Origin of the sequence: Salibacter sp. (assembly GCF_031581065.1) — a bacterium.
In the GTDB taxonomy this organism is placed as follows: domain Bacteria; phylum Bacteroidota; class Bacteroidia; order Flavobacteriales_G; family Salibacteraceae; genus Salibacter.
The window spans coordinates 1-24,264 of record NZ_JAVLBN010000026.1; the positions used below are offsets into that span (position 1 = coordinate 1).

Here is a 24,264-nt window from a genome sequence, read left to right on the forward strand (position 1 = left end):
AGCAAAAGGTAAAACCACAAATGAGAGTATTACTTACAAGGAAGTTTTCATTCAGTAAGTGAAAAAATTCTTTGAGAGTTTTTGGAGGGGGTGTATCAATACCGAAAAATCTATCATTTTTCGGTATTAAAAGGCAATTCTTTAAAATTTAAAAACCTGATTTAGGAGTATTTTCATTTTACTCCATAATGAATTTCAAAATTTAAAACGCCTTTTGATACACCCCCTTTTGGTTACACCTTTTCCAAAGTTCAAAACTTTGGAAAAGGTTTTTTTCAGTTAATGATATTTGAAATCCTTCTAAAAGGTTCTTTCTTCTCAGTAATGGAAAAGACGTTGTTCTTTCACCATTTTCTTGAGTAGTGGACTGGGGCGGTAGCGATCATCACCTAAGTGATCGTGAAGATCTTCGAGTTGTTCCTGTACCCATTCAAGTCCCAGTTCATTTGCCCATTTCAATAATCCTTTTGGATAGTTGACACCTTTGGTCATCGCCAGGTCGATATCCTCCTGAGTTGCGATGTTGAGGAATACTGCATCAACAGCTTCATTGATGAGCATAACCACAACGCGGTTCAAAATATATTTTCCAAGAGCCTCATCCTTTTCTGGTGCAGGGTTCTGACCATTATCTTCGTGATTGTAAAAGCCCTGTCCGGTTTTTCTTCCGTAATGACCGAGTTCTTTCAATCTTTTTTGAGTAATGGAAGGTTTGTAACGCGGATCGTAATACATCTGTGTCCACACTGTTTCTGTTACCGTGTAATTCACATCATGACCGATGAGATCAGTGAGCTCGAACGGCCCCATTTTAAATCCGCCAAGATCTTTGAGTGCCCAGTCGATTGTAGCGACATCGGCAACACCTTCTTCGAGCATTTTGAGCGACTCACCGTAAAATGGTCTGGCAACGCGATTCACGATAAAGCCGGGAGTGTCTTTCGCAATAACCGTTACTTTTCCCCAGTCTTTGATGAGGTCGCGGGTTGCATTCGTCACCTTAGAGTCAGTGGCCATAGAAGGAATAATCTCAACCAGTTTCATGAGCGGAGCAGGGTTGAAGAAATGCACGCCAATCACATTTTGCTTGTTTTTAACTGCTGCCGCGATTGAAGCAATTGACAGAGATGAAGTGTTTGTCGCTAAAATGCAGTCGTTATTTGTAACCGATTCCAGTTGATGGAAGATTTGCGTTTTAACATCAATATTTTCGATCACCGCTTCAATCACCATTCCGCAACCTTCAAAACGGCTGAGTCCGTCAACGTATTCAATCCGGCTCAAAATAGTATCCGCTTCGCCCTGTGAGTACTTGCCTTTTTCTACAAGTCGGTTCATAATCTTCACGAGCGAATGACGAGCCTTGAGCAGCGCTTCCTCCTTTTTGTCGTACATCAATACTTTGTGGCCTGCTGTAGCTGCTACCTGCGCAATTCCGGTTCCCATTGTTCCGGTTCCTATTACGCCAATAGTTGTATGTTTTGTCAATTTCATATTCTCAGATTTATAGTGACTTTTCGATTTACTTTCCTGTGAAATTAGGTTTTCTTTTTTCTAAAAACGCCTGAACTCCTTCGTTGTAGTCGTGAGTTTGACCGGCCTCTGTTTGGATATCATCTTCGCGTTGCAATTGCTGGCTGAGGTCATTCGCCCAGGATTCGTTGAGCAGTTTTTTGGTCAGACCCAGCCCTTTCGTTGGCATTTTGGCCAGTTTCGTAGCTGTCTTCTCAATTTCTGAGTTGAAGTCTGCATCAGGAACAGCTTTGTAGATCATATTCAGATCCTCAGCTTCCTTAGCTGAAACTTTGTCTCCCAGCATCATTAGTGCCGTAGCTTTTTGCATGCCCACTAAGCGTGGAAGGAAGAATGTTCCGCCACTATCGGGGATCAAACCGATTTTGCTAAATGCCTGAATAAAACTTGCCGATTCAGTCGCAATAACAATGTCACAAGATAAAGCAATATTGGCTCCAGCCCCGGCTGCTACGCCATTGACGGCAGCAATGACTGGTTTTTCGATGGCTCTGATCAATTTTATGACCGGGTTGTAGTGTTCCGATACGATTTTTTGAAGCTCGATACCATTGTCATCAGCTGCTTCTTTGAGATCCTGACCGGCACAAAAAGCTTTACCATCTCCGGTTAGCACGATGGCTCTGACCGAGTCGTCCTTATCAGCTTTTTTCAATTGATTTTGCAATTCCAGAGCCATTTCGCGGACGAACGAATTGAATTTATCGGCTCTATTAAACGTGATGTATGCAACGCCACTTTCATGACGTGTTTGGATTAGTTCAGACATAATCAATTTTATTTGCAGCGAAATTAAGGTTTTGGCTTTTTATAGCTGTAATATCTCGTGGAAAGTAAGCAGAAGTGAGTGAAAATAAAAGAGAGTGTATCAATACCGAAAAATGATGGATTTTTCGGTATTAAAAGGCATTTAGTTAAAAGTTAAATAACTTATTCTTTGGACTAAAATCTTATGACCACCTGACTTTTAATCTAAAAAACGCCTTTTGATACACCCTCTGATAAACTGTATGAATAATTTTTAATCTTCTTTTATCATGTGAACATCGCGCTGCGGAAATGGAATTTCGATTCCCTCAGCATCAAAGCGTAACTTGACTTGCTCCATGAAGTCCCAATATGTAGGCCAGTAATCTGAAACTTTTGTCCATGGGCGGCAAAGTATATTAACTGAGCTATCTGCCAATTCTCCAATCACAATCGTTGGAGCCGGATCATCCAGGCAACGCTCATCTTTTTCAACCATTTCGGTGAGAATTTCTTTAGCGCGTTTGAGGTCAGATCCATAACCGATTCCGAATACCATATCCACACGAGCTATTTCTTTTGCCGAGTAATTCACGATGCTGTCATTGGATAACCTTGCATTTGGGATAACAATTTCACGGTTCTGAAAATTTCTCATTTTGGTGTAAAACAGCGTTATTTCTTCTACAACACCCATATAGCCAGCGCCATCTATTACATCATCTACTTTAAATGGTTTTAAGATTAAAAGAAGGACACCACCGGCAAAATTGGCAAGTGTTCCCTGGAGAGCTAAACCAACGGCCAATCCAGCAGCACCTAATACAGCAATGAAACTGGTTGTTTCAATGCCCACCATACTGGCTACTGATATCACTACTAAGATCTTGAATAACCAACCGACAATATTTCCAATAAACGGCTTTAAAGTTGGATCAAAATCGCGCTTGTCAAGTGCTTTGATAAAGCCTCTTTTGACTTTACCTGCCAGCCAAAATCCAATAATCAGTGCTATAACAGCCATAATGACTTTTGGACCGTATTCAATTAGATAATCAAAAGCGATTTTCGAGTATTCATTTACCTTATCTGCCGAGTTTGTCAGTTCTTCTTCCATTCTGTTTGATTTAAAATTTGCTATAAAACTAATTAAAATTTAAGTGGATTATTGATCTAAATCGAGTGAGTAAAAAACACCGATCTCTGCGGTTACAACAGTGTAAGGCGACTCAATTTTGTAATTGCCGCTGTTGCTGTTTATCGTGTAATCTGCCTCGTTAAAGTTAAATCGAGCAGACTGATAAGCGACATTGAACGCTAATCCCCATGATGAGTTGAAGTTATAACGGAACTCTCCTGAGAGTAAGTAGCTGAACGAAACTGCTTTTTCAGAGAAGTATATTGAGCGGATTTGATCGTTGTTTTGGTTAGATTTTGCCAGGAGTTCAACTCTTGGGAGTTCACCGTAAGCCACACCTGGTTTAAATGCTAAATTAAAGGAGGACGCTCCATTCGTGATCGCAAATTTTGGTCCGATCCACAAGCCGTGAATTTTCCACTTATCAGCATTAGCTTGATAATCGCCAGCTCTTTCACGCGTGAGCTCACTGGCAATCGATTTGCTATCCATTTGGTTCTGACTGTAACGGTAACTGGCAGAGATAAAAATAATGTTCTTCAAAAAACGATCAGCATGGGCTGATACTGAAAAGCCTGTTTGAGCGAAACCGCTTTCACTGTTTGAAAAATTTTCTGTTTTAGCATACATAGCAAGTGGTTGAGATATTCCACCGGCTACCGAGAAAATCCAATCAGGTTTTGAAGGTTTTGGTTGGTATTCATTGCCGTATTGATAATCAGGAGCGTATTGTGCATTTGCAAAAAGTGCCAGAATACAGGCGGTGATGGAGAGGAGCAAGTCACGCATCATGAATTGGGTGACTTTTGTTGTGTGATTTTATCCCATGAAAAATTGAAGTTGAGACCTAATTTTATGCTCAATCCCGATGCTATTTGGAATTGCCTTTCCTGTGTTGGCAACTTCTTTTCAATTTTTCCTGTATTGCCGTGCGCACCCATTTCGATGAAGTACGTAATAGGTGGGAACTCTTTTTCGTTTGATGAAGTGATTACCTCACATCCAAACAATCCGTAACCGCCAACATTAAACGGATTGGCTGTTAAATCGGGGGCGATCAAAAATGAGAGTCCGCCTTCACCGTAAAATCGAAAAGGGGAGTCGAGTTGTGAAACAATTCCAACAGTTCCAACTTCAGCCGATTGGAATGAATTTGACTTACTCGAATACTGACTGTTTTTATATTGAAGGTGATGGACTTTGAAAGTTGTTCTCATTCTTTCAACATCGAAAAACGGAGCGTTTAACTTTCCTCCATACCCAAAAGAATGTGGAAACTTTGTGATTTCAAAAGCGAGTCCAATTCGCTTTTTTTCAATGTCGTATAATTTATTACCTGAGAAGGCATAGACACTGTAAAAAAGAGCTATTAACACAAGTACAGAATTCCTCATTGTGAAAAACCGATTCAATAATTACGTTTAATAAGATTGGGGGAATTTCAAACATCAAAATAAATAAATATTGTTGATTCGAGCAGGATTGCGGGTAATGATAAATCACATTGAACAAGTGAACTTGAGTTTTTGGTAAAAAAACGAATACTACAGCTCAATCTACTGTCCTTTCTCAATTATTCGCTATTTTCGGCAGCTACTTACAACCAAAAATAATTAAGGTGAAATGATCGTGATTTTTTAATCAAATTAAGATCGCGAGCGTTTCATTAGACCGTTGAAAAATTATTTACAAGATGAAATCACTCGATGGAAAAGTTGTTCTCGTAACCGGAGCCACTCGCGGAATTGGAAAATCAATTGCCCACACATTGGCTGATAATGGCGCAGCTGTGGCTTTTACATTCGCTTCTTCTGAAGAGAAAGCCAAAGCCATTGAAAAAGAACTTACCAATAAAGGGGTACAGGCAAAAGCTTATAAATCTAACGCTGCTAGTTTCACAGCGGCTCAGGAACTGGTAGATCAGGTTCTGACAGATTTTGGAAATATTGACGCACTGGTGAATAATGCAGGAATCACGCGTGACAATCTCCTCATGAGAATGAGTGAAGATCACTGGGATGAGGTATTGGAAACGAACCTCAAATCAGTGTTCAACATGACAAAAGCTGTTCAGCGTACAATGCTCAAGAATCGCAAGGGCTCTATTGTCAACATCAGTTCAGTGGTTGGTGTGAAAGGAAATGCCGGACAGGCAAATTACGCAGCTTCAAAAGCCGGAATGATAGGGTTTACAAAGTCTGTAGCACTCGAGCTTGGATCGCGTAATATCCGTTGTAACGCCATTGCACCCGGTTTTATCGAAACTGAAATGACTGAGAAACTCGATGAAAAAACCGTTCAGGAATGGCGCGATGCTATTCCGCTCAAGCGTGGCGGAAAACCTGAAGATGTCGCTGATCTCGTGTTGTTCCTGGTAGGTGATCAATCTGCATACATTACCGGGCAAACAATCAATGTTGACGGAGGAATGTTAACGTAATATGAGTATCACCACAGAGTATTCTCTTTGGTTAATCATAGGGTGTATAGCGCTTGCAGCGTTGTACACCTATCTTTTGTATTCTCCTAACAAGAGTACAAAACCATTTTCCAAAACCGCCATTTGGGCACTTTCTGCTTTTCGTTTTATCTCTGTTTTTGTGCTGAGCTTTTTGTTGCTAAATCCTTTGCTCAAAACAACTGTGAGTGAAAGCGAAAAAGCCCGTGTAGTAGTTGCTGTAGATAATTCACAAAGCATTGTCCTCAACAAAGACAGCAACTTTTTTAAAAATCAGTTTCGGTCAGATCTCGATAATTTTATTACCAAACTTCAGGATCGTTACCAGGTAGAGAAACTCGCTTTTGGAGGTGAAGTCTCTGAATTACAATCAGCTGATTCGCTCAACTATTCAGAGCCGTATACCAATCATCAATCTGTTATCGAAAATGTGGATGAAACACACGGCTATTCCAATCTCGGGGCTCTGATCGTAGCAACAGACGGACTAACAAACAAAGGGCGAAATCCGCTCTACTACCAGAAAACCAATAACTTCCCAATCTACACGGTTGGACTGGGCGATTCATCCCGGCAACGCGATGTACTGATCAGAAAAGTGCGCCACAACGAGCTCGCTTTTTTGGGCAATACATTTCCTGTTGAGGTGATGGCCGCAGCCAATGATTTTGAGGGAAATGATGTGAAGGTTGAGGTCACGCAGAATGGGAATGTTCTCAAATCAAAGACCTTTTCAGTATCGAAACCAAACGATTTTAAAAGCTTTGAATTTCAACTAGAGGCGAAGGAGCCCGGTGTTCAAAAATATACGGTTTCTTTATCTCAACTCGATGGCGAGTTGACCTATGTCAACAATACACGTGAGTTTTACATTGAGGTGATCGACAATCGCAGCAAAATCCTATTTGTGAGCAATGCTCCACATCCTGATATTGGCGCTATGGTGAGATCACTAAAACCGCTCGAAAATTATGAGCTCCAAACGCATTTGGCAATTAGTGACGAGGAATTGCCCAACCTGGAACAATTTCAATTGGTAATTGCTTCCAATATTTTTAGTAAAGAGCACAACGATTTAAGACGTGAGATTATTGAGAGCGAGCTTCCTGTGTTGTGGCATGGCGGACTCAATTTATCTGCAGGAAATATGTTTGACATCGGGATGGGAATGGAACTCTCTAGAGTCAGCAACCAGTTGAGTGACGTAACAGCATCTCCCGGTAATCAGTTTGATTTATTCGAAATCTCTGAAAAATTCAACGAGCGAATTGAAAGTTTTCCTCCACTGAAAATGACTTTCGGAAATTACAATAGCTCAAGTGGATTATCAACGCTTTACTATCAACAAGTTGGCAATGTGGTAACCGATCAGCCGCTTGTTGCTTTTCGGTCCGGCTCTGACCGTAAACAGGGAATCCTTTTGGGTGACGGACTTTACAGATGGCGATTATTTGATTACGCTCAAAATGGTGATGCAGCCGCTTTTGATGAACTCATTAGAAAATCAGTTCAGTTTCTATTGACTAAAGAGGATAAGTCGCGTTTTCGCTTGTCGTATGAAAACCAGTTTTCGATTGCGCAGCGGGTAGAAATAGGTGCTTCACTCTACGATCCAAGTTACGAGTTGACGAACGAGCCCGATGTTGAGCTAACGATCAACCGAAATGGGGAAGAGGTTCCGTATAAAATGAGTAGGAGAGGAGATCGCTATGTGCTCGATCTCGGTTTTATGGAGCCGGGTGAATACAGTTTTACTGCAGCAACTGCATTGGCGGGAGATCAATTTTCGAGAAGTGGAAAATTCACGGTGAAAAGCATAAGTGTGGAGTCACAAAAGACACGAGCCGATTTTGGCCTGCTTATGGCTCTGGCTGATCGCAATAATGGGGATTTTCACAGCGCTCGCCAGTTGGATCGATTAGCTGATGAATTACTCGCAAAAGATTTTCCAACAGTAGCTCACAAACATGATGAATATGCTGATGTTATTGAGCTGGAATGGTTGTTCTTCGTGATATTGCTCTTACTCACTGCTGAATGGGCAACGAGAAAATACCAGGGCGGTTATTGAATCATCTTAGGAAACTTCCTGGCGAATAACACCAGCAATGCTCCGTAAATAAATGAGAGCATGATGAGTCCGAGGAGCGTAAAAGTAGCCCAGTTCAGTGGTGAAAAAATGTACTCGGTCACCTGTTCAAAGTTTTGGAGAACCTTGTCTGCCTCTTCGGCTCCAACATTATTTTCACTGATTGATTTTTCAAACTCGGCACGTCTTTCCATGATCATTTTATTGAAGAAATCAGGAGAGACAAAACGGTAAAAAATATAAGAAAAAGCAGAGTACAAAAAAGCCAGTATAGCTGATGGTCTTAGAGCTGCTTTGAGCTCCATGATGTACGTTAGGTATTCGGCTGCTTTGATGCGTTGTTCTCTGATTCCCATATAACAGGCAACGAGAATAAACAATAAAATGGGATAAACGCGAAGTGACCAATCCCAGTTTAAGGTTTCGATCAATAAACGAAATACCACCAATAACCCGAATAAAATCAGGGCTACGGTGGTACTTTTTATATTCTTAGGACTGTTGAGTTGCTTTTCTTTAGCCATTCATCGAGATGAGGAATTCCTCGTTATTGCGCGTTGACACAATTTTACTTCTCAAGAACTCCATCGCTTCAACAGCAGTCATATCACTGATATGCCTGCGGAGAATATGCATTCGCTGTGAAACTTCTTTGTCGAGTAATAGTTCATCACGTCTCGTAGAAGACGAAACGAGGTCGATAGCAGGGAATATACGTCTGTTCGCAATTTTGCGATCGAGCTGTAGTTCCATGTTACCGGTACCTTTAAACTCTTCAAAAATTACTTCATCCATTTTGGAGCCGGTATCGATCAGAGCCGTAGCTAGAATTGTTAGCGAACCGCCACCTTCGATGTTTCGAGCTGCACCAAAGAAACCTTTTGGTTTGTGAAGTGCATTCGCATCAACACCACCACTCAATACTTTACCTGATGCAGGTGAAACGGTGTTGTAAGCACGAGCAAGGCGTGTTATAGAATCGAGCAGAATCACAACATCGTGACCTGATTCAACCATTCTCTTCGCTTTTTCGAGCACGATACCCGCAATTTTTACGTGTCTATCTGCCGGCTCGTCAAATGTAGAAGCGATAACTTCAGCATCAACACTGCGCGCCATATCAGTAACTTCCTCAGGTCGCTCATCGATGAGTAAGATCATCAAATAGCACTCAGGATGGTTGTCAGCAATAGCATTTGCCACTTCTTTGAGCAATTGCGTTTTACCTGTTTTAGGTTGTGCCACGATCAATCCACGTTGTCCTTTACCAATTGGTGTGAACATATCCATGATACGCGTGGAAACGCTGCTCTTTTTGTGACCTGTAAGATTGAATTTTTCCTGTGGGAAAAGAGGAGTGAGGTAGTTGAAAGGCTCACGATCACGAACCTGAACAGGAGTGCGACCATTGATCTTTTCAACCTTGATAAGCGGGAAGTATTTTTCACCTTCTTTAGGAGGGCGAATACCACCTTCTACATTGTCACCGGTCTTCAACCCAAACAACTTGATTTGCGACTGGCTTACATAAATATCATCAGGAGAAGGCAGGTAATTGTAATCTGAAGAGCGTAAGAATCCATATCCATCACTCATTGTTTCTAAAACACCTTCACTCGTCACGATATTTTCAAAATCGTAATCGAGTCCGTCTTTTCTGCGCCTGTCGTTTCCTTTACCGTTATTTCTACCGCCTTTATCATTGTTGTGGCGATTATCATTGCGGTCGTTGTTTCTGCGCTGGTGATGATCGTTGTTAGTATTGTTGTTGTCCTGTTTCTTGTCTTTGTTAGGACCTTTGAAATCTTTCTTGTGATTGCTTTGGCGATCCTTGTTTTGGTTATCGCGACCGCCTTTATCATCCTTGTTATTTGATGGATGATTGTTTCTTTTTCGGTCAGATCCCTGATTAGACGGGCTACCCGGTTTTTGATCCTTGTTCAAATCCTGTTTAGGCTGTCTCTTTTCAGGAGTTTTGTTATCATCTTGATTCTTAGGATAATCTGACGGTTTATTTGAAGGGTGAGATGAGCGAGTACGCGGTCTTTTTTCCTCTTTATTCTCGTTAGATTTTCTGCTGTCAGATAAATCTTTTTTAGGAGCGTTGTCCTGTTTTGTGAGAGGTTTTACCGCCTGGTAATCGAGAATTTGATAGATGAGATCTTGTTTTTTCAAGCGGTTGATCTTAGGTACATCGAGTTCTTTAGCGATTTGCTTTAACTCCTCAACCTTTTTGTTGTTCAACTCAATAATGTCGTACATGAAAGTCTTGTTAGAATAGTCAATTTAGATAGAATTCAATCACTAGTTATGAAGAATCTTAAAATCTTGATTTGTATGAAATGGATTGAGGGGATAGTTGAAATTCCCTCGAATACTGCAATTATACAATAATCTTGGGGATTGACAATTGGGGGAGATTATTTTTCGCATACTTTTGGCGAAAATTTAAAGAACCATGTTGCAACGCATTCAAACAGTTTTTTTGTTCATCAGTATTATCGTAGCAATTGTAGGTACGTTTTTGCCCATTTTTTATGCTACTACACCTGACAAAGTTTACGGTGTTACCGCCTGGGATTTTTCATACGAATCAATTTCTCATATTGGTGGATGGCCGGTTCTAATCCTTTTCATCCTGTTTATTGTGATGAATGGCACTACGATCTTTCAGTTTAAGAATCGCACATCACAAATGATGCGCATCAAAGCCAGCTATTTGGTTTTGGCTCTGACTATTGTGGCGCAGGGAGTTCTGTGGTATTTTTGGAAAAATGATCCTCAATTAGATGTTATTCCGGGGTGGAGTTTCATTATTCCGGCTATGGCCTTTGTCTTCAATGTTCTCGCTTATAGATCGATCAAGAAAGATGATGATCTTGTGAAGTCTGTCGACAGACTGCGCTAGTTATTTTCGCGTTTCCAGTTCAATCACATCCAAATCTTTAATCCGCTTTCCGTCAATGGTAAAGCGAAGTAGCGTGCGCACTTTGTGAAACCCTACTTTTCCGCATGCTCCTGGGTTCATGTGGAGTAACCCGAGGTTTTTGTCATTCATGACTTTGAGGATGTGTGAATGGCCTGAGATGAATAAATCGGGCGTATTGGTTGTCAGTTCTTCGTAGATTCTGCGGTTGTACCTGCCCGGGTAACCGCCTATGTGCGTCATAAAGACTTTCACTTCTTCTACTGTAAAGCGCTGATCGAGTGGGTGAGCAGCACGAATTTCCTGTCCGTCAATGTTGCCGTAAACGGCTCTGAGTGGCTTAAATGCTTCCAGTTCATCAGTGAGGGAGAGCCTGCCGATGTCACCTGCATGCCAAATTTCATCCACGTCCTTAAAGTGCTCAAACACACGCTTATCGAGGAAGGAGTGCGTATCTGATAACAAACCAATTCGCTTCATTGGCATCAAACATAACACAGTTGTATGTCTCTACAAACGTTATTCGCTACTTTTGCGCGGAATGAAAAAGCGATACGCGCTCATACTTGCTTACGATGGTGCTAATTATTGTGGTTGGCAGGTTCAGCCCGGAGTTGAAACGGTGCAGGGAACGCTAGAAAATGCGCTCTCTACAATTCTGAGGCAAGAAGTTGCTGTAACAGGTTGTGGGCGTACTGATACAGGTGTTCACGCTTCGTATTACGTGGCGCACATTGAGGCAGAGTTGAATCGCTCCATTACTGATTTGCGTTATCATTTGAATAACTTTTTGCCTGCTGATATTGCGCTAATTGACGTTCAGGAAGTGAGCAGCGATTTTCACGCCAGGTTCAATGCTGTGGAGCGCGAGTATCAATATGTCATTCAATTGGAAAAGAATCCGTTTATGCATTGTTATGCTGCGTTCAGTCATCAGAAATTGGAAGTTGTGAAAATGAATGAAGCAGCAAAAAAATTGCTTCATGCTGAGGAGTTTGGTGCTTTTTGTAAAGCGGGTAGTCAGAACCAAACGAACATTTGTGATGTTCGGGTAGCAGAATGGATAGAGAACGAGTCGCAACTTACGTTTACGATAAGTGCAAATCGTTTTTTGCGCAATATGGTCAGAGCCATCGTGGGGACATTGATAGAAGTAGGAAGAGGAAAATTGACTGTGACGAATTTCGGAGAAATCATAGATTCGCAGGATCGTACAAAAGCGGGTTTTTCGGCTCCGGCCAACGGACTTTTTTTAACCGATGTTAAGTACGGATCTGACCAATTGGATACAACAAATTACAAACGAGTGAAGTTAGGTTTAAATGGCAAATAGTGTATCGGGAAGAGCTTTTGATGTGAGTTTGTTCAAGCGGGTAATGCGGTACGTTAGGCCGTACAATAAATTGTTTTACCTGACCGGAGCACTTACAATTTTGCTCGCTATTCTAACTCCTCTCAGACCTTATTTAATCCAATATACGGTTGATAATGCCATCGTAAAACCGAACGGCCAACTTTTGATCACGCTTACAATTGTGATGGTAAGCATCCTGATTGTTGAGGGCGGTGTGCAGTTCATTCAAACTTACATGGCCAATAAAGTGGGGCAGTCTGTAATCAAGGATTTGCGCAACGAAACGTATGATAAAATTGTCAATTTCAAGCTCAAATACTTCGATCGAACTCCAATCGGGAGGCTGGTTACAAGAGCTGTGAGTGATATTGAAACCATTAGTGAGATCTTTTCACAGGGAATTCTCATCATTGTGGGTGATATTCTCAAATTGGTTGTTGTGATCGGTTTTATGTTTTACATCGACTGGCGATTGACGCTCTTTAGCCTTGTCCCTATTCCGGTGCTCATCATTGCAACAAATATTTTCAAGAATTACATCAAAGCAGCTTTTCAGGATGTGAGAAATGCGGTTTCTAATCTCAACTCTTTTGTTCAGGAGCACATCACGGGAATGAATATTGTGCAGATTTTTAATCAGGAAAAGCGCGAACACAAACGTTTTTCTGACATCAATAAAGAACACATGAAAGCCCACATCCGCACGGTTTGGGCCAACTCGATTTTCTTCCCTATAGTGGAGGTTTTGAGTGCCACTTCTATAGCGTTGCTCGTTTGGTGGGGATCAAAAAGTGTGATACAGGGAGAAGCTTCGCTCGGTAACCTCGTTGCTTTCATTCTTTACATTTATATGTTGTTCAGACCCATTCGTCAACTGGCCGATCGTTTCAACGTATTGCAAATGGGAATGGTAGCTTCTGAACGTGTTTTCAAGGTTCTGGATACCGATGCTACAATTGAAGATTCAGGTGATAAAATACCATCTTATCTAAATGGAAAAATCGAATTCGATCACGTTTGGTTTGCTTATGAAGGTGAAGATTGGATTCTGAAAGATCTTACATTCGATGTCAACAAAGGTGAAACAGCCGCTTTTGTGGGAGAAACCGGAGCAGGAAAAACGAGTGTAATCAATCTGTTATCGCGTTTTTACGAGTTCCAAAAAGGATCAATCACGATTGACAAAGAAGACATTAGAACCTATGATCTCGCCAAATTGAGAGAACGCGTTGGTGTTGTTTTGCAGGATGTCTTTCTCTTTAGTGATTCCATTTACAACAACATCACGCTCTACAACGAAAATATCTCTAAGAACAAAGTTATTGAAGCTTCTAAGCTGGTTGGGGCTCATGAATTTATCATGAAATTACCGGGCAATTATGACTTTAATGTACGTGAACGTGGTGGAATGCTTTCTGTTGGTCAGAGACAGCTAATCGCCTTTATTCGAGCTTATGTTTACGATCCCAGTATTTTGGTATTGGATGAGGCGACTTCATCGGTTGATACGGAATCAGAAATGATGATCCAGCGGGCGATTGAGGTTCTGACCAAAGGCCGAACGAGTATTGTCATTGCTCACCGTTTAGCAACTATTCAGAACGCTGATAAGATTATCGTGCTCGATAAAGGACGCGTGATGGAAATCGGCAATCACCAGGAGTTGCTGAAGAAAGACGGGCATTACAAAACGTTGTACGAACTCCAGTTTTCAGAATCAGAACAGGAGTAATTACTTTTTAATTGAATACGCGCGATACGTGTTGAGTAACAGGGCTGCTCGAGTCATGGGGCCAACACCTCCCGGAACAGGAGTAATGTGCGATGCTTTTTCTTTCACCTTTTCAAAATCGACATCACCGGCAAGTCGGTAACCTCTTTTCTTTGAAGCGTCTTCAACGCGAGACATTCCCACGTCAATAATAACCGCACCGTCTTTTACCATGTCGGCTTTGAGGAAATACGGATTACCAATAGCTGCAATTACGATATCGGCCTGTCGAGTGAGTTCTTTGAGGTTTTTCGTACGCGAGTGAGTAACCGTTACAGTTGCATTTCCCACCTTGTTGTTGCGAGACATCAAAATGCTGATGGGTGTTCCTACGATATTACTTCTTCCAATAACAACACAGTTTTTACCTTCCGTTTCAATTTCGTAGCGGTGGAGAAGTTCTACAATTCCTCTCGGTGTTGCTGAAACGAATGAAGGCAGGTTGAGTGCCATTCTCCCAAAGTTTTCAGGATGGAATCCATCAACATCTTTGTTGGGGTTTATGGCTGCAATGATCTTGTTTTCATCAATGTGATCGGGTAGTGGGAGTTGAACGATAAAGCCGTCAATGTTGTCATCATTGTTGAGGTTATCGACTTTATCAAGAAGTTCTTTTTCTGAAATGGTTGCCGGCAGATCGACAAGTGTACTTTCGTAACCAATTTGGCGACAATCTTTGACTTTGGCGTTGACATAGGTGTGGCTGGGACCATCATCTCCAACTAACACAGCCGCAAGGTGGGGCGGTCGCTCACCGTTACCTTTTAACGATTCGACTTTTCCTTTTAGTTCTTTCCGAATTTCCTGAGCCGTGCCCTTACCGTCAAGTATTGTCATGTTACATTTTCATTCCGGGGATATTCTTCATTTTATTCATCAAGCCGGCCATTTGCTGCTTGTTCCCCATCATTTTCATCATTTTACGTGTTTCGCCAAACTGCTTGAGTAATCTGTTTACTTCCTGTACTGAAGTTCCCGATCCTTGCGCAATTCTATTTCTTCGGCTACCATTGATAATTTGTGGTTTTTCTCTTTCTTCAGGCGTCATGGAATGGATGATCGCTTCAATTCCTGAGAAAGCATCATCGTCAACGTCAACATCTTTCAGAGCCTTACCCATTCCAGGTATCATGCCCACAAGATCTTTGACGTTACCCATTTTTTTGATCTGCTGAAGTTGCTGAAGGAAATCGTTAAAATCGAATTGATCCTTCGCTATTTTCTTGTTCAGTTTTCTAGCCTGTTCAGCATCGAATTGTTCCTGAGCGCGTTCAACAAGTGATACAACATCACCCATTCCCAGGATTCTGTCAGACATCCTCGATGGATGGAAAGGCGTGAGCGCATCCATTTTCTCACCTGTACCGATGAATTTGATCGGCTTTTCAACTACGGCTCTGATCGAGAGCGCAGCACCACCGCGAGTATCACCGTCTAATTTTGTGAGAATAACACCTTCGTAATCGAGTCGTTGGTTGAATTCTTTGGCTGTGTTCACAGCATCCTGCCCCGTCATAGCATCAACCACGAAGAGCGTTTCGTTTGGATTGAGCGCATCTTTGAGAGATGAAATCTCATTCATCATGTCCTCGTCAATGGCGAGTCGACCGGCAGTATCGACAATGACAGCGTTAAAGCCGTTTTGCCTGGCGTATTCGATCGCATCTTTTGCGATTTTTACCGGATCTTTTTCTTCTTTATTCGAGTAAACTTCTGTTCCAACCTGTTCACCTACAACGTGTAACTGGTCGATCGCAGCCGGACGGTAAACGTCACAGGCTACAAGCAATGGTTTTTTCCCTTTTTTGTTTTTGAGGAAATGAGCGAGTTTACCTGAATGCGTTGTTTTACCGGAACCCTGTAAACCGGCCATCAATATTACAGCAGGATCACCGCTCAGGTCGAGTTCTTCATGTTCAGAACCCATTAGCTGAGTGAGCTCCTCGTGTGTGATTTTTACAAGTAGCTGACCGGGAGATACGGTGTTGAGAACATCGCGGCCCAGTGCTTTTTCTTTTACTGTATTCGTAAAGTCTTTGGCAATCTTGAAGTTGACATCAGCATCGAGTAACGACCTGCGGACTTCCTTCATGGTTTCGGCTACGTTCACTTCTGTGATCTGACCGTGACCTTTTAAAACTTTAAACGAACGCTCTAATTTATCCTGTAAATTTTCAAACATGGAGTCTGCTGTTTTTGAGGGCTACAAAGGTATAAAAATGACAGCATTAATCCACCAATGCTTTTTAGTGTAAGGCTCAATGATACTGTGAAAAAAATGGAGCGTGTCTTTTTTATACAAGACATAGCATATAAGGAATTGATTTTTACATTTGTAGGAAACTTAAACCTCACTGAAAACAAATGTCTAATCCCTTAAGGACAAATTTGGTTGATAATCTTTTGGCTTTTATCACGAGTCATACAGAGCTTATTCATGACTTGCATGAAAGGCTCGAGAAAGATTATGACGGTAAAGTGGACCAGCGTGAATTGCTCGGTAAACTCATCGAAGAATTATCTGATTTTGATGAGGAAGAAATGTCTTTGCTCAATCCAAAAATTGCTTTCAGTATCCTCCAAACAATACCAGGGATCGTTTTCATTTACGATTTGAAGAAGGAAAAGAGCATTTACATCAATAACCAAATCAACAATATTCTAGGCTATTCAGATTCTGAACTCAATATTGATGAACGCTTTAATGAATTAATACATCCTGAGGATGCTGAAGTGTTTACTCGTTTTTTCCCTCGATTACTGAGTCTTAATTCAGATGAAGACCTGGAGTACTCGTATCGTTTGAGGCATGCTAACGGTAATTATGTTTGGTTATCTGTTAGGGAACTGGTTTACAGTAGAGATGAGAATGGTTTGCCCACTAAAACAATAGGAATAGCACAGGATGTAACAGATCAGGTGAGTAAAAACTACCGCTTGAAAGAGAGTGAAATCTTGCAGAATGACTTGTTGAATAATACCAGTCAAAAGTTCTTTTACCTGAACAGGAAGGGAGTTATTCTTACTTTAAATGAAAAATCGCGCAAAGAATTTACTGCTGCAAATAAAGTAGAACCAATTGGTAAAAAGCTGGGTGATTTTTTGCCTGATTTACAAAGTGAAAATTTTTGGAAACATTTCCAACGTGCTTTGGCCAGCGAGCTCACTGTTTACGAAGACTTTCTGGATTATGGCCCCGATGAACGAAAGTACTACCGCATTTCCCTGAATCCTGCTCTGGATGATAAAGGAAAGGTGAGAGCAGTTACGGTTGAACTCACTGAAATGACAAACGAGGTTCATTACCGGGAACGATTAAAACGGAGCCAGGAAAGGCTGGAGTTTGCACTTGAAAGTTCTCGCGATGCTGTTTGGGAGTGGAATCTCGATAATAACGAGGTTTATTACACAGGATTTTTAGTGGATATTTTAGGATATAATAAACGGTCAGAACCATTTAACAGAAAAGACTGGCTGAATCATGTTCACAGGGAAGACAAAAAAAGAGTATTCCAGGAGTTTGAAAAATTACTTAAAGGGCAACAAGAACGTTACTCTCACGAGTACAGACTTAAAGGAGAAGATGGTCAACATCGCTGGATACTGGATAGAGGTCAGGTTGTGGAACACCGCAATTCAAGACCGGTAAGAATCATCGGGACATTTACCGATATCACTGAAAGGATTGAGCAAGAACAAAGACTCCAACAAAGTGAAGAGCGTTTTCAGCTCGCTGCAAAAGGAATGGGTGTTGGAATTTGGGACTGGAACATCAAAACACATCGCTATTACTGGTCGCCTCAACTTTTTGAGATTCTCGGTTACGAGCCGTTTGAGTTACAGGTCGGTTTTGAAGGAATAGAAGGGTTTATGCACCCTGATGACAAACCCAAAGTTCTCGCAACGCTTGCTAAATACTTTAAAAGGCAGCAAGATAAATTTATTGTTGAGTACAGGGTTAAACACAATAATGGCGAATATATTTGGGTGAGGAGCAATGGTCAAGCTGTATTTGACAATAAAGGCGAACCTGAGAGAATGGTTGGCTCGCTCGAAAATATTCACGATGGAAAAATCGCTCAAATTGAGTTGTTAAGAAGACAAAAGCTCCTCAATGGTATCAATCAAAATATCAACGAAGGCATTTACCGCAGTACACCTGATCAAAAACTGCTCTACTGCAATGACGCTTTTTTGAGACTTTTTGGTGTTGAAAATCTATCTGAAGTTGAAAAGAAGGAATTTAGCAAAATCGTGTTTTACGCTGACGGCAATGATCGTGAGACCCTTCGTAAGGAACTCGAAGAAAAAGGATACCTCAACAATTGTGAAATAAAATACAAGAGAAGAGACGGCTCAACTTTTTGGGCACTTTTAAATTGTTCGGTCGGAACCGATGAGCAGGGAAATATGGTGTATAACGGAGCTATTCGTGATATTTCTGAGATGAAGAATATCAGGCAGGAGCTTATTGAGGCTAGAGACCGTGCCGAGGAAATGAACAAACTCAAGTCGAGCTTTTTGGCAAATATGAGCCATGAGGTGCGCACTCCTATCAATGGCATTTTGGGTCTGACCGAAATCATCGAAGAAACAGATGATCTCAGTCAACTCAAAGAGTATTCTGAAATGATAAGAGAGAGCGGAACGCGCTTACTCAACACGATCAACAGTATTTTACATCTTTCTCAAATGGAGGCTTCATCAGGTAATTTCAACCTGAATGAGATAGAGTTAAACGATTTTGTGAAAAGCAATGTGAACCTGTTCCTCATGCAGGCTCAGAAAAAGAGTATCAAACTCACACTTGAGCCACACCATAAAGACGCTACTGTTTTAGGTGATGAATCAATGATCGATCAGATCCTGAATAACCTCATTGGTAATGCCATTAAATTTACTGATGAAGGTGAAGTGAAAGTTTCGATTTCTGAAAAAACGAGAAGAAAAAAGCCATTCTATCAAATTGTTGTGAGTGATACAGGAATTGGCGTATCAGAAGAGTTTTTACCGCGTATTTTCAACGAGTTTGAGCAGGAGAGCTCAGGCTATGCCCGCAAATTCCAGGGAAGCGGATTGGGACTCGCCATCTGTAAGAAATACACTGAGCTATTGGGCGGAACCATCAAAGCCGAATCTAAAAAAGGCGAGGGAACGAAGTTTATCGTGCAGTTGCCGGCTAATTAGTTGATTATTAACCGATGTCAGGAAGGTCTATATAGTTTGTTCTAAACATTTTGACCAACTCCCTTTCCTTTTTATAAACATCAGGAGAGTTATTGTTTATGAGTAAATACCCACTGATTTTTTCGTACTCGTAATGTGTAAATGTCTTAGTACCAATTAATTTTGGAACAATGTTTTTATATACCCTAAATCTTTGATTTTTACGGTAGTCCTCAACTTTATTTGATCTGTAGTCATATGTTCTGGCGCCAGTAAAGCCAAAAGACGCAGAAGGGTAATCTTTTAAAAGTTCAGGCACTACCTTAGCCGTAGTTACCAAAATATTGATAACATCATCTTTGTTTGTTATTAAAGAGTATTTAAAGTCGCTTTTTCTCTGCTGTTGTGCATAGAACTTAACTGCAAATATATCTCCAGTGTGATATTCAGCCCTAACAATATATTTCCAGCTATTTACAGAGGACTTAAACTTGAAAACAAAAGTGTATAGATGATCACTTTCATCAAAAGATGGTTCTTTTTGGATGAAACTTAGATCGTAACCTTTAGAGTTAATGATCAAGGCACTAGTAGTGGTTTATTATCAGTTTTATTTTGGTTCTTGTTAAATTGAACTTTTTTACCCTTTGTAAGTGTGCTGTTGAGTCTTACAGGTTTTACTTTCTCAAGTGGAGTCCAATTTAACCTATCACCTTTATATTTATGATTAGACATTTCAAAAGTTAAATTTACAATGAAATTCTGTTATTAAGCAATATGCAAATGAGTATCAAATATATAAAACGTTATTTATTCCCAAAAGTTAAACCTGATGTCAGCTTTTTGATCAATAAATAATTTGAGGATTACAGGTTTATTAGGTTAAATGTTTGAATAGTGACCCTAGCAGGAGTCGAACCTGCAACCTTCAGAACCGGAATCTGACGCTCTATCCAGTTGAGCTATAGGGCCGTTTCATGGACTTTGACAAAAATATATTTTTTAGAAAAAAGAAAACCGCTCGATTGAGCGGCTTCCTTACCTTAGTAATTTTGTCTCGACCAAAAGACAAAATTAACTCTCCTACAACACACCAAAAAAGTGTACGTCAAATATACTAATTATTTAGCATTACCGGCATTACAAGCATTAAAATTTCTTCGTTATCGTCTGAGTTATCGGGTAGTAGAATACCAGCTCTGTTCGGTGCACTCATCTCGATGTTAACCTGGTCTGTTTCAATATTGTTAAGCATTTCGAGGAGGAAACGCGAGTTGAATCCGATTTGCATATCGTCACCTGCATAATTGCAAGTTAGTCGTTCAACTGCTTCGTTAGAGTAATCCAAATCCTCAGCAGAAATATTCAGTTCACTTCCCGTCATTTTCAAGCGCACCTGGTGAGTGGTTTTGTTGGAGAAGATACTCACACGTTTCACTGAGTTGAGAAGCTCCTGGCGAGCAATAGTGAGTTTATTCGGATTCTCTTTTGGGATTACAGCATCGTAATTAGGGTATTTACCATCAATGAGGCGACAAACAAGCTGAATGTGCTCAACTTTGAAGTGAGCATTTGTCTCGTTGTACTGAACCTCTACGTTGCTGTCGATTCCGGAAGTGATATTTTTGAGTAAGTTGAGCGGTTTTTTAGGCATAATGAAAGATGCCTCCTTGCTGCTCTGTACGTCTTTTCTGCGGTAGCGAACGAGCTTGTGAGCGTCAGTTGCCACGAAAGTTGCACTCTCTTTGCCCAACTCGAAAAGAACTCCGCTCATCACTGGGCGCAAGTCGTCATTACCTGTCGCGAAAATCGTTTTATCGATTGCATTGAAAAGCGTACCCGATTCGAGTTCCAATTTATTAGCTCCTTCGATTTCCGGAACTTTTGGAAACTCTTCACCGTCCTGGCCACTCAGTTTGTATTTACCATTGTCTGAAGATATTTCGATACCGAAACTCTCTTCTTCAATCGTGAAGGTGAGCGGTTGGTCAGGGAATGTTTTTAAAGTGTCGAGAAGCAACTTGGCCGGAATAGCGATCAAACCATCTTTTTCAGCTTTTTCGAGCTGAATAGTGGTTGTTAAAGTTGTTTCCAGATCACTTGCTGAAATCGTGAGATCCTGATCTTTGATTTCAAATAAAAAATTATCGAGAATAGGGAGTGTATTGCTGCTATTCAGCACTCCTGATATTGTTTGCAATTGTTTGAGCAACGCACTGCTTGAAACGATGAATTTCATGTAGCTGTTTTTGTTGTGTTTCTTTTAGAGAATAGCAAATTTATAGTAAGGTGTCAGTTTAACTGACTTTTATATCAATAAGAATTGAACATTTTATTAACAACCTGTAAACCGGCTGTTATTTCTTGAAATAATCCAACTCGGCAGTTACCGGATCAAATACAAAGTACTGAACAACAATAAAGTTAGAGTCGTTCAGTGTCGCGTAAAAGCGGTCAAGGTCATATTCGATTTCGTTTCCATCGAGGTCTTCACCGTCTTCAATCCGTTTTTTGAATGTTTTGACTGTCGTTTTTTCTCCGGCTGTATCGGTAACTGATACGATCATTTCTGGAGTTTGAGCAGCTACGCTGTCCTGGAAACTCTGTGCTTCTATTTCCTCAAAACTCTCGAAATTGCGTTCCTTGAACATGCTCACGAAGCTCAGGAGCTTCGGTTTGTCGAAGTTCTCGATCTTTTGGCTCTGACCGTTATACAACTCAAAATTATTGTTGCCGAGGCTTTTTATGGTAAAGTCTTTTTGCGGTTCGCCCGGGTATTTTGTGCTGATTTCAGCGATTTCACCAAAAGCATATTTGAAAATGTGTTTTTTGCGCCAGTCGTTTGAGCGCACGATGAATCGCGGGGTCAGGTAGCCGTAAAATCCTTCAACGTGCATGAGGTAGGGGCGAGTAGCACCTTCAAGGAGCATAAAGTTTCCGGTGTGATCGAGATTATTAGAGCCCAGGTAAAAGGTTTTAAAAGGCTTGTCGTGTTTGTTGTTCTTGTAAATTTCAACCTTGATTCCATCACTGGCAATTTTTTTCAGAACCGTTTCGTACTTGTTTTTGGAAACAGGTGCCTGAACAGCTAACTGGTTGATCGTGCTCAACAACACATTCACGCCCGATTGTCGCGCTTCAAATTCTCCGTCAACAATCCAGTCGTTTCCTTTTCTCTCGAGCGTTACATCGTTGCCATTTTTATCGGCTAAAAATAACCTGGTTATGTTACCGGTATCCTCAACAGCAAAAGCTGTTTGGTCGCTGACGATCGTTGAACTGGTATTCTTTTGAGAAAAATAGATGGCAACTCCGGCAATTACAGCCAGTACTAAAATTGATATGATGGTGTTTCTTCTTCTCATCCTTTACGTGTATAGTTTTTTGCGAATGTAAAACTGAATGACTCCAAAAATCAAGATTAATATTACCGGTGTAGCAGTATTGAGAATTTGCCAAAAGCGTCTTTCTCTTTCTACTCGTGGCTTGTCGAGCAATCGCATCTTGAAGTCTTTTGATCGGGCGGTAATCAGGTTGTCATCTTCAAGTAGGTAATTCATGGCATTGAGGACAAACTCTTTGTTCCCGTAAATTTTACGTGTGTATTTGTCATAACCTAATGTGAAGAATTTTTCTTCGCTGCGGTTTACATTATTTTTGATGATATCAGCGTCAGAGACAACGAGCATCTTCGTGGGCAAGCTTTTTTCCTTGAATCGGAATTCCGGATTCTCTGTAATTTTTCGTGTGAGTCTGTTTTTGAAAACACTCTCAAATTCACCTTCCAGCAACGCTGCCACAATTTGGTGAGAGTTGCTGTACTGTCTTTGATCGGGTTCGTGACGCAAGATATTCAGAGCCACACGGTGCGGAGCACTGGCAACTTTCGTGTATTTTGAGGTTCTGAGCAGCGGTGTTTTTTTAATAGCCGTGTCACCAACGAGGTCGATACTACTCGCAAACTGTGTTTTGATTGCATCCAGGTTGTGAACGATAGGATGTTGCGATTGTGGGAAGAGTAGCGGATAGTAATACCACGGGAAAAATTCCTGCTTGGGCTGATTTCCTACCATTCCTGTAACAACCGGAATGGGAACTGCCTGCAAGTCGAGGAGGAAGTCTGAATTGATGCGAGCTCCATATTTGAAAAGCTGATCACTCAAATTAACATCTTGCGGAACGCCAAGTGTAATGCCTTTTTCCCTGATGCTATCCATGCTGGCCGTAACCGGCTCTACAAACCACATGACCTTTCCGCCTTTCATGATGAACTGGTCGATCACGTATTTGTCTTTCTCGCTGATTTTTTCTTCAGGACCGGCAATGATAATAGCATCGTGGAGTTGAAGTGCATCGAGCTGGCCATTAATCCTAACCGAATCTACAATGTAGAAGTCACTCAGTGATTTTTGAATATCAGCTGTTTCGAGGTCATCCAACTCTCCGTGTCCGCGGACAAACCCAACACGCTTTTTGGCGTATTGCGTCATCACCTTCACCTTACTCATCAACTCGTATTCAAGCTGTTGAATCGAGTTGTTGAGCATCACTTCAGGCTTGGTCTGCATTTGGCTCTGAAGCAATTGAACGGCTTCTTCCTGATCTCGGTAAGTGACGATTGCACCCGGGAAAATAATTTGTTCGCTACGTTTATCTCCTTCATTGACACGAACGTTTGTGTATTCTAAACCTTTATCAGAAAGCTTTTGGAAAAACTGATTCCGCTTCTCCTTATCAGGGTTAGCTGACGGATCGATGAACTCGTATTGAATGTTGTCACCCGCGTAGGCTCTGAATTCATCGAGCATTTCCTGTGTGGCATCGCGCAATCGTTCGTAGCCGGCCGGTAGATCACCTTCCAGATACACTTTGATAAAAACGATGTCTTCCAGTTCCTGGAGCTTTTCTGTTGTGGCCTCTGTGAGTGAGTAGCGTTTATCTTCGGTCAGATCCAGCCTTGTGAACGTCATTGTGGCGAGGTAATTCAACAGCACAATAGCCGCTACAATCGACACAAACTGAATGATATCATTGCGTTTGCGCTGGTTCGATTTATTTTGTTTGCTCTTATCCTTCGCCATA

Annotated in this window: 20 protein-coding genes and 1 tRNA gene; 6 read left to right on the top strand and 15 right to left on the bottom strand. The window is 41.2% G+C overall.

The features are described from left to right. Window positions 1–318: 318 nt before the first annotated feature. From RI557_RS07480 to RI557_RS07500, 5 genes are all read right to left on the bottom strand, one after another. The gene (locus tag RI557_RS07480; RefSeq protein ID WP_310683077.1) at window positions 319–1,539 is read right to left on the bottom strand and encodes a 3-hydroxyacyl-CoA dehydrogenase NAD-binding domain-containing protein; all 1,221 of its coding nucleotides are present in this window, start codon (window positions 1,537–1,539) and stop codon (window positions 319–321) included. Continuing rightward, window positions 1,523–2,302: an enoyl-CoA hydratase-related protein gene (locus RI557_RS07485; RefSeq protein WP_310683047.1), complete on the bottom strand. Its 780-nt coding sequence runs from the start codon at window positions 2,300–2,302 to the stop codon at window positions 1,523–1,525. Before RI557_RS07485 ends, RI557_RS07480 begins: the two co-directional genes overlap by 17 nt. 252 nt (window positions 2,303–2,554) lie before the next feature. Continuing rightward, window positions 2,555–3,397, bottom strand: a complete 843-nt coding sequence (locus RI557_RS07490) for a mechanosensitive ion channel domain-containing protein (RefSeq protein WP_310683049.1) — start codon at window positions 3,395–3,397, stop codon at window positions 2,555–2,557. A 48-nt stretch (window positions 3,398–3,445) separates the two neighbouring features. Continuing rightward, complete coding sequence (locus RI557_RS07495) at window positions 3,446–4,210, bottom strand: hypothetical protein (protein WP_310683051.1); 765 nt, start codon at window positions 4,208–4,210, stop codon at window positions 3,446–3,448. Beyond that, entirely contained in the window at window positions 4,207–4,812 is a 606-nt protein-coding gene (locus RI557_RS07500) for a hypothetical protein (protein ID WP_310668013.1), read from the bottom strand. Before RI557_RS07500 ends, RI557_RS07495 begins: the two co-directional genes overlap by 4 nt. Before the next feature lie 299 nt (window positions 4,813–5,111). Here RI557_RS07500 and fabG point away from each other — a divergent pair, with 299 nt between their 5' ends. Together fabG and RI557_RS07510 are read left to right on the top strand one after the other, a co-directional pair. Then, on the top strand, window positions 5,112–5,858 hold the full coding sequence (fabG, locus tag RI557_RS07505) for a 3-oxoacyl-[acyl-carrier-protein] reductase (protein ID WP_310683053.1): 747 nt from the start codon (window positions 5,112–5,114) through the stop codon (window positions 5,856–5,858). 1 nt (window position 5,859) lies between these two features. Continuing rightward, window positions 5,860–7,947, top strand: coding sequence for a hypothetical protein (locus tag RI557_RS07510; RefSeq protein ID WP_310683056.1), 2,088 nt, complete (start codon window positions 5,860–5,862; stop codon window positions 7,945–7,947). On the opposite strand, the gene RI557_RS07515 is transcribed toward RI557_RS07510, so the two are convergent. Then, entirely contained in the window at window positions 7,941–8,489 is a 549-nt protein-coding gene (locus RI557_RS07515; RefSeq protein ID WP_310668016.1) for a DUF4199 domain-containing protein, read from the bottom strand. The two genes, RI557_RS07510 and RI557_RS07515, sit on opposite strands and share 7 nt — an antisense overlap. Further along, the gene (gene rho / locus RI557_RS07520) at window positions 8,482–10,227 is read right to left on the bottom strand and encodes a transcription termination factor Rho (protein WP_310668017.1); all 1,746 of its coding nucleotides are present in this window, start codon (window positions 10,225–10,227) and stop codon (window positions 8,482–8,484) included. Before rho ends, RI557_RS07515 begins: the two co-directional genes overlap by 8 nt. 196 nt (window positions 10,228–10,423) lie before the next feature. Here rho and RI557_RS07525 point away from each other — a divergent pair, with 196 nt between their 5' ends. Next, complete coding sequence (locus RI557_RS07525; RefSeq protein WP_310668018.1) at window positions 10,424–10,873, top strand: DUF4293 domain-containing protein; 450 nt, start codon at window positions 10,424–10,426, stop codon at window positions 10,871–10,873. On the opposite strand, the gene RI557_RS07530 is transcribed toward RI557_RS07525, so the two are convergent. Beyond that, on the bottom strand, window positions 10,874–11,371 hold the full coding sequence (locus RI557_RS07530; protein ID WP_310668019.1) for a metallophosphoesterase family protein: 498 nt from the start codon (window positions 11,369–11,371) through the stop codon (window positions 10,874–10,876). Window positions 11,372–11,432: 61 nt separating this feature from the next. Here RI557_RS07530 and truA point away from each other — a divergent pair, with 61 nt between their 5' ends. Both truA and RI557_RS07540 read left to right on the top strand, forming a co-directional pair. Then, window positions 11,433–12,224: a tRNA pseudouridine(38-40) synthase TruA gene (gene truA, locus RI557_RS07535; RefSeq protein ID WP_310668020.1), complete on the top strand. Its 792-nt coding sequence runs from the start codon at window positions 11,433–11,435 to the stop codon at window positions 12,222–12,224. Then, on the top strand, window positions 12,214–13,977 hold the full coding sequence (locus tag RI557_RS07540; RefSeq protein WP_310668021.1) for an ABC transporter ATP-binding protein: 1,764 nt from the start codon (window positions 12,214–12,216) through the stop codon (window positions 13,975–13,977). Before truA ends, RI557_RS07540 begins: the two co-directional genes overlap by 11 nt. On the opposite strand, the gene folD is transcribed toward RI557_RS07540, so the two are convergent. Next, window positions 13,978–14,853 carry a bifunctional methylenetetrahydrofolate dehydrogenase/methenyltetrahydrofolate cyclohydrolase FolD gene (gene folD, locus RI557_RS07545; protein ID WP_310668022.1) on the bottom strand — a complete coding sequence of 292 codons (876 nt, stop codon included), beginning with the start codon at window positions 14,851–14,853 and terminating at the stop codon, window positions 13,978–13,980. A 1-nt stretch (window position 14,854) separates the two neighbouring features. After that, window positions 14,855–16,198: a signal recognition particle protein gene (ffh, locus tag RI557_RS07550; RefSeq protein ID WP_310668023.1), complete on the bottom strand. Its 1,344-nt coding sequence runs from the start codon at window positions 16,196–16,198 to the stop codon at window positions 14,855–14,857. A 182-nt stretch (window positions 16,199–16,380) separates the two neighbouring features. On the opposite strand from ffh, the gene RI557_RS07555 reads away from it, so the two are divergent. Next, window positions 16,381–19,203 carry a PAS domain-containing protein gene (locus RI557_RS07555; protein WP_310683058.1) on the top strand — a complete coding sequence of 941 codons (2,823 nt, stop codon included), beginning with the start codon at window positions 16,381–16,383 and terminating at the stop codon, window positions 19,201–19,203. Between the two features lie 7 nt (window positions 19,204–19,210). Here RI557_RS07555 and RI557_RS07560 read toward each other — a convergent pair whose 3' ends face one another. The 5 genes from RI557_RS07560 to gldG all read right to left on the bottom strand — a co-directional run bounded on the left by RI557_RS07560 (window position 19,211) and on the right by gldG (window position 24,263). Further along, complete coding sequence (locus RI557_RS07560; protein WP_310668025.1) at window positions 19,211–19,765, bottom strand: hypothetical protein; 555 nt, start codon at window positions 19,763–19,765, stop codon at window positions 19,211–19,213. Between the two features lie 315 nt (window positions 19,766–20,080). Next, window positions 20,081–20,154 (bottom strand) — tRNA-Arg (locus tag RI557_RS07565). A 145-nt stretch (window positions 20,155–20,299) separates the two neighbouring features. Continuing rightward, a complete protein-coding gene (gene dnaN / locus RI557_RS07570; protein ID WP_310668026.1) occupies window positions 20,300–21,421 on the bottom strand; it encodes a DNA polymerase III subunit beta in 1,122 nt (373 codons plus the stop codon). A gap of 118 nt (window positions 21,422–21,539) precedes the next feature. Then, entirely contained in the window at window positions 21,540–22,547 is a 1,008-nt protein-coding gene (locus RI557_RS07575) for a DUF4340 domain-containing protein (RefSeq protein ID WP_310683061.1), read from the bottom strand. A 3-nt stretch (window positions 22,548–22,550) separates the two neighbouring features. Beyond that, the gene (gene gldG / locus RI557_RS07580; protein WP_310683063.1) at window positions 22,551–24,263 is read right to left on the bottom strand and encodes a gliding motility-associated ABC transporter substrate-binding protein GldG; all 1,713 of its coding nucleotides are present in this window, start codon (window positions 24,261–24,263) and stop codon (window positions 22,551–22,553) included. Between the last annotated feature and the right edge of the window lies 1 nt (window position 24,264).

What these genes read in the sequence shown, in the direction of transcription:
- RI557_RS07530 (WP_310668019.1), bottom strand. Translation starts at nt 11,371, where the DNA reads ATGAAGCGAATTGGTTTGTTATCAGATACGCACTCCTTCCTCGATAAG.
- fabG (WP_310683053.1), top strand. Translation starts at nt 5,112, where the DNA reads ATGAAATCACTCGATGGAAAAGTTGTTCTCGTAACCGGAGCCACTCGC.
- rho (WP_310668017.1), bottom strand. Translation starts at nt 10,227, where the DNA reads ATGTACGACATTATTGAGTTGAACAACAAAAAGGTTGAGGAGTTAAAG.
- RI557_RS07555 (WP_310683058.1), top strand. Translation starts at nt 16,381, where the DNA reads ATGTCTAATCCCTTAAGGACAAATTTGGTTGATAATCTTTTGGCTTTT.
- folD (WP_310668022.1), bottom strand. Translation starts at nt 14,853, where the DNA reads ATGACAATACTTGACGGTAAGGGCACGGCTCAGGAAATTCGGAAAGAA.
- truA (WP_310668020.1), top strand. Translation starts at nt 11,433, where the DNA reads ATGAAAAAGCGATACGCGCTCATACTTGCTTACGATGGTGCTAATTAT.
- RI557_RS07485 (WP_310683047.1), bottom strand. Translation starts at nt 2,302, where the DNA reads ATGTCTGAACTAATCCAAACACGTCATGAAAGTGGCGTTGCATACATC.
- RI557_RS07510 (WP_310683056.1), top strand. Translation starts at nt 5,860, where the DNA reads ATGAGTATCACCACAGAGTATTCTCTTTGGTTAATCATAGGGTGTATA.
- ffh (WP_310668023.1), bottom strand. Translation starts at nt 16,198, where the DNA reads ATGTTTGAAAATTTACAGGATAAATTAGAGCGTTCGTTTAAAGTTTTA.
- RI557_RS07515 (WP_310668016.1), bottom strand. Translation starts at nt 8,489, where the DNA reads ATGGCTAAAGAAAAGCAACTCAACAGTCCTAAGAATATAAAAAGTACC.
- RI557_RS07495 (WP_310683051.1), bottom strand. Translation starts at nt 4,210, where the DNA reads ATGATGCGTGACTTGCTCCTCTCCATCACCGCCTGTATTCTGGCACTT.
- gldG (WP_310683063.1), bottom strand. Translation starts at nt 24,263, where the DNA reads ATGGCGAAGGATAAGAGCAAACAAAATAAATCGAACCAGCGCAAACGC.
- RI557_RS07540 (WP_310668021.1), top strand. Translation starts at nt 12,214, where the DNA reads ATGGCAAATAGTGTATCGGGAAGAGCTTTTGATGTGAGTTTGTTCAAG.
- RI557_RS07575 (WP_310683061.1), bottom strand. Translation starts at nt 22,547, where the DNA reads ATGAGAAGAAGAAACACCATCATATCAATTTTAGTACTGGCTGTAATT.
- RI557_RS07525 (WP_310668018.1), top strand. Translation starts at nt 10,424, where the DNA reads ATGTTGCAACGCATTCAAACAGTTTTTTTGTTCATCAGTATTATCGTA.
- RI557_RS07500 (WP_310668013.1), bottom strand. Translation starts at nt 4,812, where the DNA reads ATGAGGAATTCTGTACTTGTGTTAATAGCTCTTTTTTACAGTGTCTAT.
- RI557_RS07490 (WP_310683049.1), bottom strand. Translation starts at nt 3,397, where the DNA reads ATGGAAGAAGAACTGACAAACTCGGCAGATAAGGTAAATGAATACTCG.
- dnaN (WP_310668026.1), bottom strand. Translation starts at nt 21,421, where the DNA reads ATGAAATTCATCGTTTCAAGCAGTGCGTTGCTCAAACAATTGCAAACA.